The organism is Marinobacter sp. LM1 (assembly GCF_042763285.1).
GTDB classification, from domain to species: Bacteria; Pseudomonadota; Gammaproteobacteria; order Pseudomonadales; family Oleiphilaceae; genus Marinobacter; species Marinobacter nauticus.
Map to the genome: position 1 here is coordinate 3,727,720 of NZ_CP114373.1, position 16,116 is coordinate 3,743,835.

11 protein-coding genes are annotated in these 16,116 nt (G+C 57.5%); 5 read left to right on the top strand and 6 right to left on the bottom strand.

Annotated features, from left to right (window positions below):
- Positions 1 to 9 precede the first annotated feature (9 nt).
- From OZ656_RS17485 to OZ656_RS17500, 4 genes are read left to right on the top strand one after another with little or no spacing between them, the layout of a single operon-like run.
- Positions 10 to 1,731, top strand: a complete 1,722-nt coding sequence (locus tag OZ656_RS17485) for a class I SAM-dependent DNA methyltransferase (protein WP_278351139.1) — start codon at positions 10 to 12, stop codon at positions 1,729 to 1,731.
- The gene (locus tag OZ656_RS17490; RefSeq protein ID WP_278351138.1) at positions 1,728 to 3,623 is read left to right on the top strand and encodes an ATP-binding protein; all 1,896 of its coding nucleotides are present in this window, start codon (positions 1,728 to 1,730) and stop codon (positions 3,621 to 3,623) included. The genes OZ656_RS17485 and OZ656_RS17490 overlap by 4 nt, the downstream gene beginning before the upstream one ends.
- A complete protein-coding gene (locus tag OZ656_RS17495; RefSeq protein WP_278351137.1) occupies positions 3,620 to 5,068 on the top strand; it encodes a restriction endonuclease subunit S in 1,449 nt (482 codons plus the stop codon). The genes OZ656_RS17490 and OZ656_RS17495 overlap by 4 nt, the downstream gene beginning before the upstream one ends.
- Positions 5,068 to 6,009, top strand: coding sequence for a restriction endonuclease (locus OZ656_RS17500; RefSeq protein WP_278351136.1), 942 nt, complete (start codon positions 5,068 to 5,070; stop codon positions 6,007 to 6,009). Before OZ656_RS17495 ends, OZ656_RS17500 begins: the two co-directional genes overlap by 1 nt.
- A gap of 398 nt (positions 6,010 to 6,407) precedes the next feature.
- Here OZ656_RS17500 and OZ656_RS17505 read toward each other — a convergent pair whose 3' ends face one another.
- Together OZ656_RS17505 and OZ656_RS17510 are read right to left on the bottom strand one after the other, a co-directional pair.
- The gene (locus OZ656_RS17505) at positions 6,408 to 6,974 is read right to left on the bottom strand and encodes a putative toxin-antitoxin system toxin component, PIN family (protein ID WP_278351135.1); all 567 of its coding nucleotides are present in this window, start codon (positions 6,972 to 6,974) and stop codon (positions 6,408 to 6,410) included.
- Positions 6,975 to 6,980: 6 nt separating this feature from the next.
- Positions 6,981 to 7,433, bottom strand: coding sequence for a helix-turn-helix domain-containing protein (locus OZ656_RS17510; RefSeq protein WP_278351134.1), 453 nt, complete (start codon positions 7,431 to 7,433; stop codon positions 6,981 to 6,983).
- A gap of 215 nt (positions 7,434 to 7,648) precedes the next feature.
- On the opposite strand from OZ656_RS17510, the gene OZ656_RS17515 reads away from it, so the two are divergent.
- Positions 7,649 to 10,804 carry a type I restriction endonuclease subunit R gene (locus tag OZ656_RS17515; RefSeq protein ID WP_278351133.1) on the top strand — a complete coding sequence of 1,052 codons (3,156 nt, stop codon included), beginning with the start codon at positions 7,649 to 7,651 and terminating at the stop codon, positions 10,802 to 10,804.
- A gap of 147 nt (positions 10,805 to 10,951) precedes the next feature.
- On the opposite strand, the gene OZ656_RS17520 is transcribed toward OZ656_RS17515, so the two are convergent.
- The 4 genes from OZ656_RS17520 to OZ656_RS17535 form a co-directional block, all read right to left on the bottom strand.
- On the bottom strand, positions 10,952 to 12,106 hold the full coding sequence (locus OZ656_RS17520; protein ID WP_278351132.1) for a S1C family serine protease: 1,155 nt from the start codon (positions 12,104 to 12,106) through the stop codon (positions 10,952 to 10,954).
- A gap of 23 nt (positions 12,107 to 12,129) precedes the next feature.
- Entirely contained in the window at positions 12,130 to 13,095 is a 966-nt protein-coding gene (locus tag OZ656_RS17525) for a zinc metalloprotease HtpX (protein WP_011786800.1), read from the bottom strand.
- Positions 13,082 to 13,573 carry a phosphate-starvation-inducible PsiE family protein gene (locus tag OZ656_RS17530; RefSeq protein ID WP_023011421.1) on the bottom strand — a complete coding sequence of 164 codons (492 nt, stop codon included), beginning with the start codon at positions 13,571 to 13,573 and terminating at the stop codon, positions 13,082 to 13,084. The genes OZ656_RS17525 and OZ656_RS17530 overlap by 14 nt, the downstream gene beginning before the upstream one ends.
- 102 nt (positions 13,574 to 13,675) lie before the next feature.
- Positions 13,676 to 16,087, bottom strand: a complete 2,412-nt coding sequence (locus OZ656_RS17535; RefSeq protein WP_379945222.1) for a putative bifunctional diguanylate cyclase/phosphodiesterase — start codon at positions 16,085 to 16,087, stop codon at positions 13,676 to 13,678.
- Positions 16,088 to 16,116: the final 29 nt, after the last annotated feature.

A 16,116-nucleotide genomic window follows, 5' to 3' on the forward strand; every position in this document is an offset into this window, starting at 1 on the left:
AACCGAGCAATGAACAACACGGAACAGCAATTCCTCAAAGCCCTGGACGACAAACTCTGGAAAGCCGCCGACAAGCTCCGCGCCAACCTGGATGCCGCCAACTACAAGCACGTAGTGCTGGGCCTGATCTTCCTGAAGTACGTCTCCGATGCCTTCGAGGAGCGCCAGGAAGAATTGCTGGAGCGGTTCAAGGACGAGAACGACGACATCTACTACCTGCCGCCGGAAGACTACGACGGCGACGAGGACTACCAACAAGCCCTGCTGGAAGAGCTGGAAGTATTAGATTACTACCGCGAAGCCAACGTGTTCTGGGTGCCCAAGCCGGCCCGCTGGAGCACCCTGAAAGAGAAAGCCGTGCTGCCCGTGGGCACTGTGCTCTGGCAGGACGATGCCGGTAACGACGTAAAGCTGCGCTCCGTGTCCTGGCTGATCGACAACGCCCTGGAAGAAATCGAGAAGAGCAACGCCAAGCTCAAGGGCATTCTCAACCGCATCAGCCAGTACCAGCTGGACAACGACAAGCTGCTGGGCCTGATCAACACCTTCTCCGACACCTCATTCACCCGGCCGGTGTTCGAAGGCGAGAAACTGCACCTGCACAGCAAAGACATTCTCGGCCATGTGTACGAATACTTCCTGGGCCAGTTCGCTCTGGCTGAAGGCAAGCAGGGCGGCCAGTATTACACCCCCAAGAGCATCGTCACCCTGATTGTCGAAATGCTGCAGCCCTACTCAGGCCGCGTATACGACCCAGCCATGGGCTCCGGCGGATTTTTTGTCTCCAGCGACAAGTTCATCGAAGAACACGCCAGCGAACAGCACTACGACGCCAGCGAGCAGAAAAAGCACATCTCCGTGTACGGACAGGAGTCCAACCCCACCACCTGGAAGCTGGCCGCCATGAACATGGCCATCCGGGGCATCGACTTCAACTTCGGCAAGAAGAACGCCGATACCTTCCTGGACGACCAGCACCCAGACCTGCGTGCCGACTTCGTCATGGCCAACCCGCCGTTCAACATCAAAGACTGGTGGAGCGAATCCCTGGCCGACGACGTGCGCTGGAAGTACGGCACCCCGCCCAAGGGCAACGCCAACTTCGGCTGGATGCAGCACATGCTCCACCACCTGGCGCCCACGGGCAGCATGGCCCTGCTGCTGGCCAACGGCTCCATGAGTTCCAACACTAACAACGAAGGCGAAATCCGTAAGCGCCTGGTAGAGGAAGACCTCGTGGAATGCATGGTCGCCCTGCCCGGCCAGCTGTTCACCAACACCCAGATCCCGGCGTGTATCTGGTTTCTGACCAAAGACAAAGCCAACGGCATGGTGCGCAACGAGAAAAAGCGCGACCGCCGGGAAGAGTTCCTGTTCATCGACGCCCGCAACCTGGGCTTCATGCGGGATCGGGTGCTGCGGGACTTCACCAACGACGACATCGCCAAGATCGCCGACACCTTCCATGCCTGGCAGCGTGGTGAGGGTTATGAGGACGTCGCCGGCTTCTGCAAATCCGCCAGCCTGGACGAAATCAGAAAGCACGACTTTGTGCTGACGCCGGGGCGCTATGTGGGTGCTCAGGAGCAGGAAGACGACGGCGAGCCGTTTGCCGAGAAGATGGCGCGGTTGACCGGGCAGCTGCGGGAGCAATTTTCGGAGAGTCAGCGGCTGGAAATTGAGATTAAGTCGAACCTGTCCGCTCTGGGCCTATGGGGTACTGAATCATGAACGCCGCCCAATTGTTGGAGAACCTGAACCTCCTGGACGAACATGAAAAGATAGAAGCCAAACGTGCAAGCGAAGCCGGCAAGTCGATTCTCGAAACGATCTGCGCACTGGCAAATGAACCAGATCTGGGGGGCGGTTGGTTGCTATTGGGTGTCGTACGGGAGGAAATGGCACTTTTCCCGGGCTACGAGGTCGAGGGAATAACTGACCCAGACAAGGTCAGCAGTGACATCGCGAGCCAGTGCGCAACAAAGTTCAACCTCCCTCTTAGAGTTGATATCACAACAGAGTGGCTAAACGATAAGGCGGTTATCGTCGTTAGTGTTCCGGAAGCCTCCCCACAGGACAAGCCCATTTACTTTACGGCAACCGGACTCCCACGCGGGGCATTCCGTCGCATTGGTAGCACAGACCAGCGATGCACCGAAGACGACATGGCTGTTTTCTACCAATCGCGTCAGCAAGAGAGCTTTGATGCCGGAATCGTCTCTGATGCCTCAATGGAAGACATTGACGATGCAGCCGTCGAAGACTATCGAAAGGCCCGGGCAGAGGTTAACGCGGACGCGGAAGAACTGCGTTGGTCAGATAGTGAACTTTTGCAGGCTCTGAAAGCGGTTCGTCGCAACGGAAACGGGCAATGGCAACCAACCGTTGCGGGCCTGCTGCTGTTTGGAAAATCGATAGCCCTACGACGCTGCTTCCCGATGACGCGCGTTGATTATATTCGGGTACCCGGCCGCGAATGGGTGCCGAATCCGGACCGGCGCTTTGATACAGTGGAAATTCGGGCCCCCATGTTCAGCCTCCTCAGACGGGCACAGGCAGCGGTTCTCGATGACCTCCCAAAAGCCTTTGGCCTCGAAGAAGGGGAGTTACAGCGTGTTGATAAACCGGTTCTTCCACAGAGAGCTCTGCGGGAAGCCTTGGTTAACGCTCTGATGCACCGCAGCTACCGAACACAGGCACCAGTACAAATCATCCGCTACGCAAACCGATTGGAAATCCGCAATCCGGGCTTCTCTTTGAAATCACCCGAGCACCTGGGGGAGCCCGGTTCCATGCCGAGGAACCCGGTACTCGCCGCTGTTCTACATGAAACCCGTTTTGCAGAAACCAAAGGTAGCGGGATTCGAGCCATTCGCGAGGTAATGGATGCCGCAGGTCTTGCACCTCCACTGTTCGAGTCTGACCGAGGTCAGGACCAGTTCGTCACACAATTCCTGTTCCACCACTTTCTTGGAGAGGACGACATCCGGTGGCTGGCAAGATTTAAAGATCTTCACCTTTCTGACGAGGAGGCCCGGGCGCTGATCGTAGCTAGGGAAGCCGGTGTTATCGACAATGCCACCTATCGCGCCCTCAACAAAGTAGACCCCCTGACCGCAAGCGCTACCCTGCGACGACTTCGGGATTTCGGGCTACTTACTCAACAGGGGCGTGGGTCAGCCACTTACTACCAGCCAACAGGCAAATTAATCGGTTCCGAAGACGGCTTATCGAGTAAGTCAGAGCCGTTATCTAGTAAGCAAACGCCGTTATCTAGTAAGTCAGAGCCGTTATCCAGTAAGCCGGAACTACAATCCGGTAACCCTGATCAGGAAGCTCGGGACACGTTATTTGACCAGCTGCCGGGAAACCTGGCCGCTCGGGTCGGAGCGCTCGGTCAGCGACACCCTCCGGAACAAGTAAGGGATCTGGTCGTAGCACTTTGCGAACAACGTGACTGGCGAGTTGAGGAACTTGCACTGCTACTCTCGCGTAACGCGGAAACCATTCGACAGAATTATCTTCGCCCTCTGCTAGCTGAGAAGCGCATTGTGATGACGTTGCCCGACACTCCGAATTCGCCGCAACAAGCTTACAGAGCTGCAAGGAGAGACTACGAATGAGTTCTGTAGCAATGTCTCACAGGCTTGGCGATCTCACCGACTGGTTCTCTGGGGGCACACCCTCAAAGAAAAAACCTGAATATTGGGGTGAAGACATACCGTGGATTAGCGCCTCATCCATGGGCGGCTCTCGCTACTTTGACTCTGACCTGAAAATCACAACGGAAGGTCTCGAGGCTGGTTCTCGGCTTGCCCCTAAAGGGTCAATTCTTCTGCTTGTAAGAGGGAGCACGCTTCATAAACGAATTCCTGTTGGCATTGCTGAGCGCGAGGTTGCCTTCAATCAGGATGTAAAGGCAATCAGAGTAAAACCAGAGCTGATTGCAGGCCAAGTAACTGACGAACTGTATTTGTATTATTGGCTAAAAGCCAATGAGCAGCTGCTGCTGGAAATGGTCGAACACACAGGTATTGGAGCCGGAAAACTCGATACAAAACGGCTCCAGAACCTCGAGATAGAGCTACCCCCTTGGCACGAACAACGAAAGATTGTGACTACGGCAACTGCTCTCGATGAAAAAGAGATCCTAAACTCACATATCAACCAAACCCTCGAACAAATGGCCCAGGCCATCTTCAAAAGCTGGTTTGTCGATTTCGAGCCGGTCAAAGCCAAGATCGCCGCACTGGAAGCCGGCGGCAGCGAGGAAGATGCCCTGCTCGCCGCCATGCAGGCCATTTCCGGCAAAAGTGAAGCAGAGCTAACCCGCCTCCAGGCCGAACGACCCGAGCAATACGCCGAACTCCGCGCCACCGCCGAGCTGTTTCCGTCGGCTATGCAGGACAGTGAGTTGGGGGAGATTCCGGAGGGGTGGACGATCGCGCCCTTCTTGAGCATCGCTAGATTAGACACCACTTCGGTTAAGCCCGCCCAAGATCCAGAGAAGGCCTGGGAGCACTACAGCATCCCTGCTTTCGACGAAGGAGCGACGCCAGCTTTTGAGACTGGAGCTGACATCAAAAGTAACAAGTACAAGGTCTACCCAACCGCGGTGCTTTCGTCCAAGTTGAATCCACACTTTCCTCGCACGTGGATACCTGATGTACAGAATCCAGACGCTGCAATCTGCTCCACAGAATTCATGCAGTTTGTACCGCTAGAACCTCAGCATAGAGCGTTCATAGCCGGAATGATTACCTCTGAGCCTTTCCAAAGCGGGATTATGATTCGTGTAACAGGTTCGACTGGTAGCAGACAAAGAGCTCAGCCAAAGCAAGTTGCGGCAATGGACGTAATTCTTCCAAAAAGCGAACTCAGAGCTGTTTACTCACAGCATACTGAGGCGATGTATCGCATGCAGTCAAAAAACATATGGCAAGCCCAATCACTGGCAAGTCTCAGAGATACTTTGCTACCCAAGCTCCTATCCGGCGAACTCTCCGTTAGTGATGCAGAGTATCAAATGACGGAAGAAGAGCTGATTCCGCAAGAGGAGATCAACTAATGGAACTGTGGTTAACCCGAGCAGGATCTCATGGCGAATTCGAGCAAAAATTTCTCGACGAAGGCCGAATCTATCTGACTTGGGATGAGCTTGGTGAAGATCTGTCGAAACTGGATAACCGGCAGTCCCTCCTGGAACTGCTTGAGCAGACTTACCCGAATGAAAAGCTGAAGCGGTTACAGAACCACAGCAGCCAAATCTGGCCATTCGTCAAAACGATGCAAGCCGGTGACTGGGTGGTGCTCCCCTCCAAAAAACAGCCTGTGGTGTATGTCGGGAAGATAACGGGGGACTACGTTCATAACGCCAAAGGCCCGGATCCCTTCTTCCACTGGCGGTCCGTCGAGTGGTTTGGGCAGGAGATCCCCCGCTCTCACTTTGGGCAAGACCTGCTCTACAGCTTCGGCGCGTTCATGACTATCTGCCGCATCAGGCGCAACAACGCACTGCTGCGCCTGCAGGCCATGCACAAGGCTGGCTGGCAGGCTGAGAACACCAAGTCAGTGATCCAGCACACCGGCCAGTCTACTAACCACGATGCCGATGATGTATCCGGTGATGACGGATTCGATTTCAATCTGGCAGACCTGGCCAAGCAACAGGTGGTCAGTCTGATTGAGCAGAAATTCAAAGGCCATGAGTTAACCAGACTGGTAGGAGCCATCCTCAAAGCGCAGGGCTACACCATTTGGCAGAGCCCCGAAGGCGCGGACGGAGGTGCAGATATTCTGGCTTCCAACGGCATGATGGGCTTCGGTAGCCAAACCATCTGTGTGGAGGTGAAGTCCGGCACTGGAACGGTGGACAGGCCCACTGTGGACAAGCTCTTGGGAGCCATGTCGAAGTTCAACGCCGACCATGGTCTGTTTGTCGCCTGGGGCGGGTTCAAACAGAATGTGCAGAAGGACATGGCCAGCAGCTTCTTCCGTCTGCGGTTATAGTCTCAGGATGACTTGCTGGATGAGCTGTTCGCGGTATACGACAAGCTGGACGATGAGCTGAAAGCCCAGCTGCCGCTAAAACGAGTCTGGACGGTGGTGGCGGCGGATGACTGATGCCCGAATTACTGTCGAGGGAAAAGATGAGTAATATGCACAAACTGCATATTGCTGAATCAGACAAGCCGGGAACTACTAAAGAATCCTTAGGAGTTCAGTTGTTGCAAATTTTGCACTTACTGCCGAAATAAAGGGGGCGGGAACTCTCCGGTATTTCCGGAACGTTCGATCAGCGACCAAACGCGCAGATTCGAAACCGGCAACCACCGAGGATCTCTCGGTAGTTGCGCCACTCGCGCCGAAGAGCTGAAAGAGCATAGGTTCCATTCTGGAACCCATGGCTAAAGGAAATCCGCAAACTCCCGAAGCTTCGAAACCGTCTGGGGCAATTGCTGCTTTTGCAGCGTTGCCAAAAAGGTATCGACACTGAGTGGCGGATTCTTAAGCGCCGACCGCTGGGCCTGAAAGGCGCGGCAACACAGTGTTGGCGCCATGTCGATCTGGTAGAGAATAAAGTCATCCGGGTGGATAACTTCGATATCGTACTGGCGAAGCGCGGCTTCAGGAAAATCCTTCAAATTGAAGGTAATGATGGCGTTGGCGTTACAACGGATGGCAGCGGCCAGCACGTGGCGATCGTCCGGGTCCGGCAGGCTTAGCCCTTCGATCAGCGGCTCGTAACCGTACACTTTGGCATCGCGCACATGCCGATCCATCAGTTCCCTCGCCCGCAACAAGCTATCCGGCGAATGTTTCTTCGCCCTCAACAGCGCGTTGATCCACTCGTCGTGTATGTGGTCCGTCCAATGCGCTTTGAACAAATCTGTCAATGCCAGTCGCATCAGCGCATCCCGCAAGGGGGCGGGATAGAGTACGCAGGCATCGTAAACGACGGTGAATTTGCTCATTGCCTGTCAGTACCCCATTCCCTCGTCCTGTGACAGTTCGGCCAATTCATCCAGTGCGGCGTGCCGTTGGCGATCTATCTGTTCCTTGTAGCTCAGGACATCCTGCAGCTTAACCCGTCGATGGGCACCCACCTTCCGGAAGGGTATATCACCAGACTCCAGCAGCCTCACGAGGAAGGGGCGACTGACGTTCAAGAGGTTAGCCGCATCCTGTGTGCTGATTTCCTGGTGATAGGGGATCAGGCTGATGGCATTGCCCTGGGACACTTCCGCCAGCACGTCCAGCAGAATTTGTAGCACATGCCCGGGCAGCACCAGCTCGTCAGTCTCGCCGTTACTGCCACGGAGCGAAAGCTGAACCCGATCCGCATCCGCGTACTTGGATAAGGTGCGACTGGAGAGCTTGGCCTGTTCCACCTCGGCCGCCGTCGGCAAATGTACAATTTTTTGAGCAGACATCGCAGCCCCCTTAAAGTAAACAACAAACGGTATGGCCATATTATGCGTCCTAAACGAAACAAACGAAACAATCGAAATAGACGGTTCCGCTATAACCAGATGCAGACTCTGGCCGTTTAGCCTGCTATCGACCATACTCTGGCCAACTCTCTTGAAATTGCGCGTGTTTTCTTGGCCGCGCCCTGAATGAATCCGTTTAAGTAAGGAAGTACGGAGTGACTGAAGATCAGCTGGAACAACAATGCCTGGAATGGTTTGCCGAAGGCGGCTGGGAGATCGCCCACGGGCCAGACCTGGCACCGGATGGCGAGGCCCCGGAACGGGCCGATTACCGGCAGGTATTGTTGCTGGCGGATCTTGAGGCGGCTATTCGCCGCATCAACCCTCACCTGCCCCAGAGCGCCGTTGAGCAAGCTGTGGCCGTTGTCCGCAAACCGGAAAGCCTGGATGTGGTGATCAGCAACCGGGCCTTTCACCGCCTGCTGCTGGATGGTGTACCGGTGGAGTACAAGCGCGACGACAAGGTAGTTCACGATCAGGCCTTTCTGGTGGACTTCGGCGACCTGTCCGCCAACCGCTTCCGGGCCATCAACCAGTTCACCCTAGAAGGCTCCAAGCAGCTCCGCCGGCCGGATGTGATCTGCTTTATCAACGGCCTGCCCCTGGCAGTGCTGGAGCTGAAGAGCCCCGGCGCCGAGAACGTGAACATCTGGGATGCCTACAACCAGATCCAGACTTACAAAGACGAATGCTCCGATCTGTTTGCCTACAACGAGGCGGCCATCATCAGCGACGGCTATCTGGCCCGTGTGGGTTCCCTAACCGCCAGCCAGGAACGCTACATGCCCTGGCGCACCATCAAGCATGAGGACGACAAGCCCCTGCTGGAGTGGCAGCTGGAAACCATGGTGCGAGGCTTCTTCGACCGGGAGCTGTTTCTGGATTACATCCGCTACTTCGTGATCTTCGAGACGGACTCCGACAAGCTGATCAAGAAGATTGCCGGCTACCACCAGTTCCACGCGGTGCGTGAGGCGGTTCGCGCAACCGTAATTGCCGCCCGGGATATGAGTGGCAATGGTATTCAAGAGAAGCGCGCCACCTACGGCGACGAGGTTCTGCCCGGCAGCAAAAAGGCCGGCGTGGTGTGGCACACCCAGGGCTCTGGCAAAAGCATTTCTATGTGCTGTTACGCCGGCAAGCTGCTGCAACAGCCGGAGATGAACAACCCCACGCTGATCGTCGTCACCGACCGAAACGATCTGGACGGCCAGTTGTTCGCCACCTTCAGCGCGGCCCGGGAATTGTTGAAGCAGGAACCGGTGCAGGCCGATGACCGGGATACCCTGCGCCGCTTGCTGGCGGAGCGGGAATCCGGCGGCATCATCTTCACCACGGTACAGAAGTTTGCCCTCCTGAATGACGAATCCGGCCACCCGATTCTGAACGACCGCCACAACATCGTGGTGATCTCAGACGAAGCCCACCGCAGCCAGTACGGCCTGAAAGCCACCCTCAAGAAGGACGGCACCTACAAGTTCGGCTACGCCCGCCACATGCGCGATGCCCTGCCCAATGCCTCGTTCATCGGCTTTACCGGCACCCCCATCGAGAGCGAAGACAAAGACACCCGGGCCGTGTTCGGCGATTACGTGTCGATCTACGACATCCAGGACGCGGTGGACGATGGTGCGACCGTGCCCATCTTCTACGAATCCCGCCTGGCCAAACTCGACATCAACCGCGAACAGATCGAGGAATTGTCGGATCAGGTGGAGGAAGTGGTTGAAGACGACGAAGACGTTGGCAGCCGCGAGAAAACCAAGGGCGAGTGGAGCCGGCTGGAGAAGCTGGTCGGCGCCGGCCCGCGCCTGAAGCAGGTGGCGGAAGACCTGGTAAACCACTTTGAAACCCGCTCCAGCACCATAGACGGCAAGGCCATGATTGTGGCCATGAGCCGGGAGATTGCGGTTCACCTGTATAACGAGATTGTCGCCCTGCGCCCGGAATGGCACGACGATGATCCCGAGAAAGGCGCCATCAAGATCGTGATGACCGGCTCCGCCTCTGATCGCGCGCTGCTGCAACCGCACATCCACAACAAGCAGACCAAAAAACGGTTCGAGAAGCGCTTCAAGGACATCAACGACCCGCTCAGGCTGGTGATCGTTCGGGATATGTGGCTGACCGGCTTCGATGCGCCCTGCTGTCACACCATGTATGTGGACAAGCCCATGAAAGGCCACAACCTGATGCAGGCCATCGCCCGGGTAAACCGCGTGTTCAAGGACAAGCCCGGCGGGCTGGTGGTGGATTACATCGGCATCGCCAACGAGCTCAAGCAGGCCCTGAAAACCTACACCGACGCCAAGGGCAAGGGCTCCCCCACCCACAGTGCCGAGGAAGCCTATGCCATCCTGCTGGAAAAGCTGGACATCATCCACGGCATGTTTGCGCCCGGCCCCAAAGGTAAGGGATTCAGCTATAGCGGTTTTGACACCGAGCCCCGCAAGGTTCTGCTGGCCACCGCGAACTATGTGCTCAGCCTGGAAGACGGCAAAAAGCGCTTCCTGGATACCGTGCTGGCCATGAACAAAGCCTTCTCCCTGTGCGCCACCCTGGACGAAGCCCAGGCGCTTCAGAAGGAGGTGGCGTTCCTGTCTCAGGTGAAGACGGCCATCACCAAGTTCACCAGCGTAGACAAGAAGCTGACCGAGGAAGAGAAGAACACCGCCCTGAAGCAGATCCTGGACAACGCGCTGGTGGCCGAAGGGGTAACGGATGTCTTCGCCCTGTGCGGCCTGGACAAGCCCAACATCGGCCTGCTCTCTGATGAGTTCCTGGAAGACGTTCGGCAGATGCCCTACAAGAACTTCGCCGTGGAACTGCTGGAAAAGCTGCTCAAAGACGACATCAAGGCCAAGACCCGCAACAACGTGGTCCAGGAGAAGAAGTACGCCGACCGTCTGCAGGAGACGCTGCGCAAGTACAACAACCGGGGCATCGAGACAGCCCAGGTGATCGAAGAGCTGATCGCCATGGCCAAGCAGTTCCAGGCAGAAATGGAGCGGGATGCCGCCCTCGGTCTGAACCCGGACGAAGTGGCCTTCTACGACGCTCTGGCCAGCAACGAAAGCGCCGTGCGGGAGCTGGGCGACGAAACCCTTAAAAAGATCGCCGTGGAGATCACCGACAAGCTGCGCAAATCCACCACGGTAGACTGGCAGGTGCGGGAGAGCGTGCGGGCCAAGCTTAGGATTCTGGTGCGGCGGACGTTGCAGCGGTACAAGTACCCGCCAGACAAGGCGCCAGCGGCGATTGAGTTGATTATGGAGCAGGCGGAAGCCTTATCTAACCACTGGACAAGGTGAGTAATGAATTACTATACCGAGGGATTCGAACGTAAGGTGAAACGCGGAATCGAGATCACTGCCGTCCCCTAGATCTGCCCGGCAGGGTTCTGGACGATTGGGTACGGCCACCTCTGCGACGCCGCATGAACCAGAGATTCAACTGAATCAAATCCCGGGCTGCAACTCCACCTGCACCTCTCGCGATTTGCCGGCCCGTTCCACGGACAAGACCACCACATCGCCGACCTTCCTGTCGTCGAGCCAGGCGAGCAGGTTGGCCACATCGTCGATCGCCGTGCCGTCGATGCGAACGATGCGGTCGCCGGGCACGATGCCTTGCGGGGTAATCTCGACCCCAGCGAGCCCGGCTTTGTGTGCTGCAGAGCCGGGGGTGACACGCAGCACGAACACGCCCTTGTTTCCGGTCAGTGCAAGCAGGCGCTGATTGAGCTGTTCGTCCACCTCGATGCCAAGCGCCGGGCGGATGTATTTGCCGGTCTTGATGAGTTGCGGCACTACCCGCATGACGGTGTCCACCGGCACTGCAAAACCGATCCCGGCCGAGGCGCCGGAGGGGCTGTAGATCGCCGTGTTGATGCCGATAAGCCGCCCGGCCGAATCGAGCAGGGGGCCGCCCGAGTTGCCGGGGTTAATGGCGGCGTCGGTCTGGATCAGGTGATCAATAGCCGGGCCGCCCGCTTCTCCCGGTAACGAGCGGTCGAGCGCGGAGACGATGCCGGTGGTGAGCGTCCAGTCCAGGCCAAAGGGGTTGCCGATAGCAAACACTTTCTGTCCCACCTTGAGGTCGGCGCTGGTGCCGACCGGCACTGCAGGCGGGCGTTTGAAGCCGACGCCGATCTTGAGTACGGCGATGTCGTGTGCTGGGCTAGCCCCCACCAGTGCGGCCCGGTAGTCGCGGCCATCGGCGAGTTTGACGGTGGCTTCGGACGCGCCCTGGATAACATGGAAGTTGGTGACGACGTGGCCGGCGTCGTCCCAGATGAAGCCCGATCCCGTGCCACGGGGCACGGAGAAGACATTGCGCGTCCAGACGTCGCGCACCAGCTGCGCGGTGGTGATGTAGACCACCGATGCTCGGGATTTCTCGAACAGTTCGATGGTGGCCTGTTCGTCTGCGGCCAGATCGCCACGCGGCGTGACGGTGCGCTCAGCGGCTTCGCGCGGGCTGAACCAGGCTTCGATGGCGGGCAGGAACTGCCAGAACAGCATGAGTGCGGCAACGCACGTAGTGATGAAGAGCCACCGCCGGACGAATTGATCCGGAGCTGGGCGTTGTGGGTAAGGATCGGGGTAAGCCATGACGGGGGTTCCTTTCGAGTGATTTAGCGCCAAAGGCCGCTCAGGCCCCGGCGTGGTGGGCGCATCGGGGCGAACGACCTTGGTACGAGATATTCCGTTTGGAACGGCAGGGTCTGCGATGACTGAGGCGCCAACTCCATCAGGCGCGCGATACGATCCTCTGTCGTCGGATGCGTGCGCAACCAGGACGGTTCGGGATTGCCCCAACCGGGCAACATCCAGGCGCGCCACGAGCGGCTCACCCGTTCGATCTTCGCCAGCGCCGAGGCGAGTCCGTGCGGATCCCCCGTCAGCTCTACGGCCATCCGGTCGGCATCGAACTCTCGCACGCGTGACAGGCCCAACTGCGCGAGCAGTGCCAGTTGCGGCGAAGCGGCCAACAGCAGTAAGCCAAGCCAGTTAATTTCTACGGTACCGGCCAACAGCGCCGGCATACTGATCAGGAGCGTAATCTGACCCAGCAATGCCAGCAGGCTCGTGAGCCGGCTGATCGAATCAGCCAGACCCATGACACGCAGATCGTCTTGAGCGATGTGCGCGACCTCATGCGCCAGCACGGCTTGCAGTTCCCGGATACTCAGGCTGCGGAGCAGGCCATCAGTGAGGGCAATAGAGGCATGGCGTCGCGAACCAGTAGCAAAAGCGTTGACGATGCCGCTGGGCACATAGTGGGGAACCGGCGTATTCGGTAATCCGGCGCGCACGGCCAACTCCCGCAACAGCGACCAGATTGCGGGGGCTTCCTGGTAATGCAAGGGACGGGCGCCATAGAGGCGCAAGGTCATCGCAGGGGCGGCGACAGGCTCGATCAGCAGGGTCAATGCGCAGGTTGCCAGTGCCAGCCAAAGGCCAATCTCGCCGAACAGCAGACTACCAGCGGTTGCTGCGATCCCCACCAGGGTCAAAACCAGCAGCGCGGTTTGAAAGCGATTGAGCCAGCGGTGCCTCGACCTGGCATCGTGTCGATCGTCTAGACTATAAAGAGCCATGGTCCAATTGCTCGCTCATCCGGTCGTCGCGTTCACGCATGAGCCAATAGGTCAGACCCAAGGCCAGTATCGTCCCCGCCAGGGCGGCCACTTTGGCAGGATCAACGTCAGGGCCAAGGATGATGAACTTGCGGGCCAGTGCCAGGATCGCGATCAGAATGACGGTCTTGACCTGGATGATGCTTTCCTTACGCAGCGCCACTCTGACGATCGAATGTTTGAATTCCATCGCGATCAGGAGCGTCATGATCATGCCGAACACATTCTGGAATACCTTGTGATCCAGGGGATTGAAGGCATCGAGGACCAGCAGCGTGAAGACGATAGCGATGAGCTGGAACAGCGACACCACGATGATGACGGCAATTACCGCTGACAGAACGAGGGCGACGACCTGCTCGAAGCGCTCGTAAACCGTCATCAGCCGCCACTGGGAGCGTATCTCGTCAAGGGTCGTGTGGCCAGATTCTTTATGCATAAGCGTTGCTCTCTCTTTCGATGAAACCTTAATGGAACGGGGAGTGCGAGAAGACGACTCGATCAGCCTTTTGCACGTCAACCCTTTGTCCCGTGCATGGCATCAAGCCGGCTTCTGGTCTGGCGGCAGCAATCCCAGCAGATCCGCCTGCAAATGTTGCAACTTGTCGATGCCAGCCCTCAATGCCTCGACACGGCCGGCATTTTTCATTTCACTCAGGGTGTTCGCTAACTGCTGGATGCTCTGATGCAGGACATCGACCTGATCATCAGGGTCCTTGCCGAAGAACGTAGGGCGGCCACTTTGATCCCGCCAGTATTGGAGTGCTTCGGGTTGAGGCGGCACTTGGGTCTTACCTGACAGATAGTCGATCATCTGGGAAATCCAGACCCGGTGGTCGGCGTATGTGAACGGCACGGGCAGCGCGGAGCGACTGTCAGGTTTGAATCCCTTCCAGGATAAGGGTACCTGCCAGGTGTGTAGCCATTGCTCGAATTCATGCGCCGGCATCGGATGCCCGATGGCATAACCCTGGCCCCACTCGCATCCCAGACGCAGCAGCATTTCACCATGCTGAATGGATTCGACTCCCTCCGCGATGCAGTTTCTGCCAAACGACCTTGCCAGTGCCAGTAGCGCATCCAGGATGGCGATATCGTCCGGATCCTCGAGCATGTCGCGTATAAACCCCTGGTCGATCTTGAGCAGGTACGCGGGCAGGCGCTTCAGATAGGTCAGCGATGAATAGCCGCTGCCGAAATCGTCGAGGGCAAAACGCAATCCCATCCTCCCGCACTGGGCCATCAACTGAGACACCTGAACGAAGTCCTCCACGGCGCTGGTTTCGAGGATTTCCAGTTCAAGGTCTTGCGGCCGGGCGCCGGGATGTCGTGACAACATACCCCGTAGATGCATGATGAAGTCCGGTTGCAGCAAGTGTCGCGCACCGATATTCACGCTGATCGGGACATGTAGGCCGGCCTTGCGCCAAACTTCGATCTGGGTCAGCGCAGCCTCGATGGTCCATTCCCCCACGTCAATCCCGAGCGGATGGTTCTCAATGATGGGTATGAAGGAGGCAGGAGATAACAAGCCACGCGTCGGATGTTGCCAGCGGATCAAGGCTTCGGCGCCCAGCACCTCACCGGTGCGCATGTTGACCTTAGGTTGGTAATAAAGCAGAAACTGCCCATTGGCAAGTGCATTCTCTATGCTGTCAAATCCTTCGTGACGGGTGCGCAGCGTACAATCCTTCTCCGTATCGAAAACGTGATATCGATTCTTGCCGGCTTGCTTGGCACGATACATAGCCTGATCTGCCTGCCGCAGCAGTTGGTCGGCGTCGATATCTTCGCCTTGCGGGTAATAGCTCACACCGATACTCGCGCTCACCTCGCACAGTGCGTCACCAATCGGTACGGGCTGTGAAGCCACCTCGATCAGGCGCTCGAGAATCGGTACGCTGACGGAACTATCCGGCAGGTCGACCAGAATAGCGACAAACTCATCACCACCAAGGCGGGCCAAGGTATCGTCTTCGCGCAACACCTGCGTCATACGCCTGGACAGGACGGAAAGCAATTTGTCGCCGACTGCGTGGCCGTGCTGGTCGTTGACCTTCTTGAATCCATCCAGATCGATGAAGACAACCGCCAGGTGCATGCCACGCCGACGTGTCTGACGAATGGCCTGCTTAAGGCGGTCTCCAAGCAATAGTCGATTGGGCAAGCCGGTGAGCAGGTCGTAATGAGCAACGCGTTCAAGCTGTTGCTGGTTCTCCTTCAGCGCTGTGATGTCGGAAAACATGGCGGCGTAATGCTCGATATTGCCCCGCATATCCGGGACCGCACTGATCGTCAGCAGCGCGGCAAACTGACTGCCGTTCTTGCGTCGGCACCAGAGCTCTCCGTGCCAATAGTCGTGCTCACGTAGAGCCTGCCCAACGGTCTGATAGAACTCATCGTCATAGCGATCGGACTCGAGCAGACGAGGTGTCTGACCCACTACTTCCTCCCGCGCATAACCAGTGATCACGGTAAACGCCCGATTGACGTTGACAATGTGGCCTTGAGTGTCCGTAACGAGGATGCCCTCTCCTGCGTGCTCAAAAACTGTAGCCGCAAGGCGAAGCTCTTCCGCGGATCTTCTGCGTGAGGTGACATCATGGATATAGCCGTGCCAGAGGATGCTCCCATCAGGCATGGCTTCAGGCGACGCCTCGCCTTCGACCCAGATCACCCGACCGTCTGGAAACTGCACCCGGTACTCGTCATGCCAAAGCGCGAGTGACTGCCCCGACGCCTGCATGGTTTCATGCACACGGTCGCGGTCTTCAGGATGGAGCGCAGCGAACGCAGGAGTGGCATCTTCAACAACATCCTCCGGTGCAACCCCGTATATGTCCTGTATCTTCGCACTGGCATAAGGGAAGTGCGAGCTGCCGTCAGGACGAAGACGGTATTGGTAAAGCATACCGGGAACGTGGCTGGCCAACTCTTCTCGCTGTCGGCGCATAGAGTTCAGCGCCTGCTCTACCCTCGTGA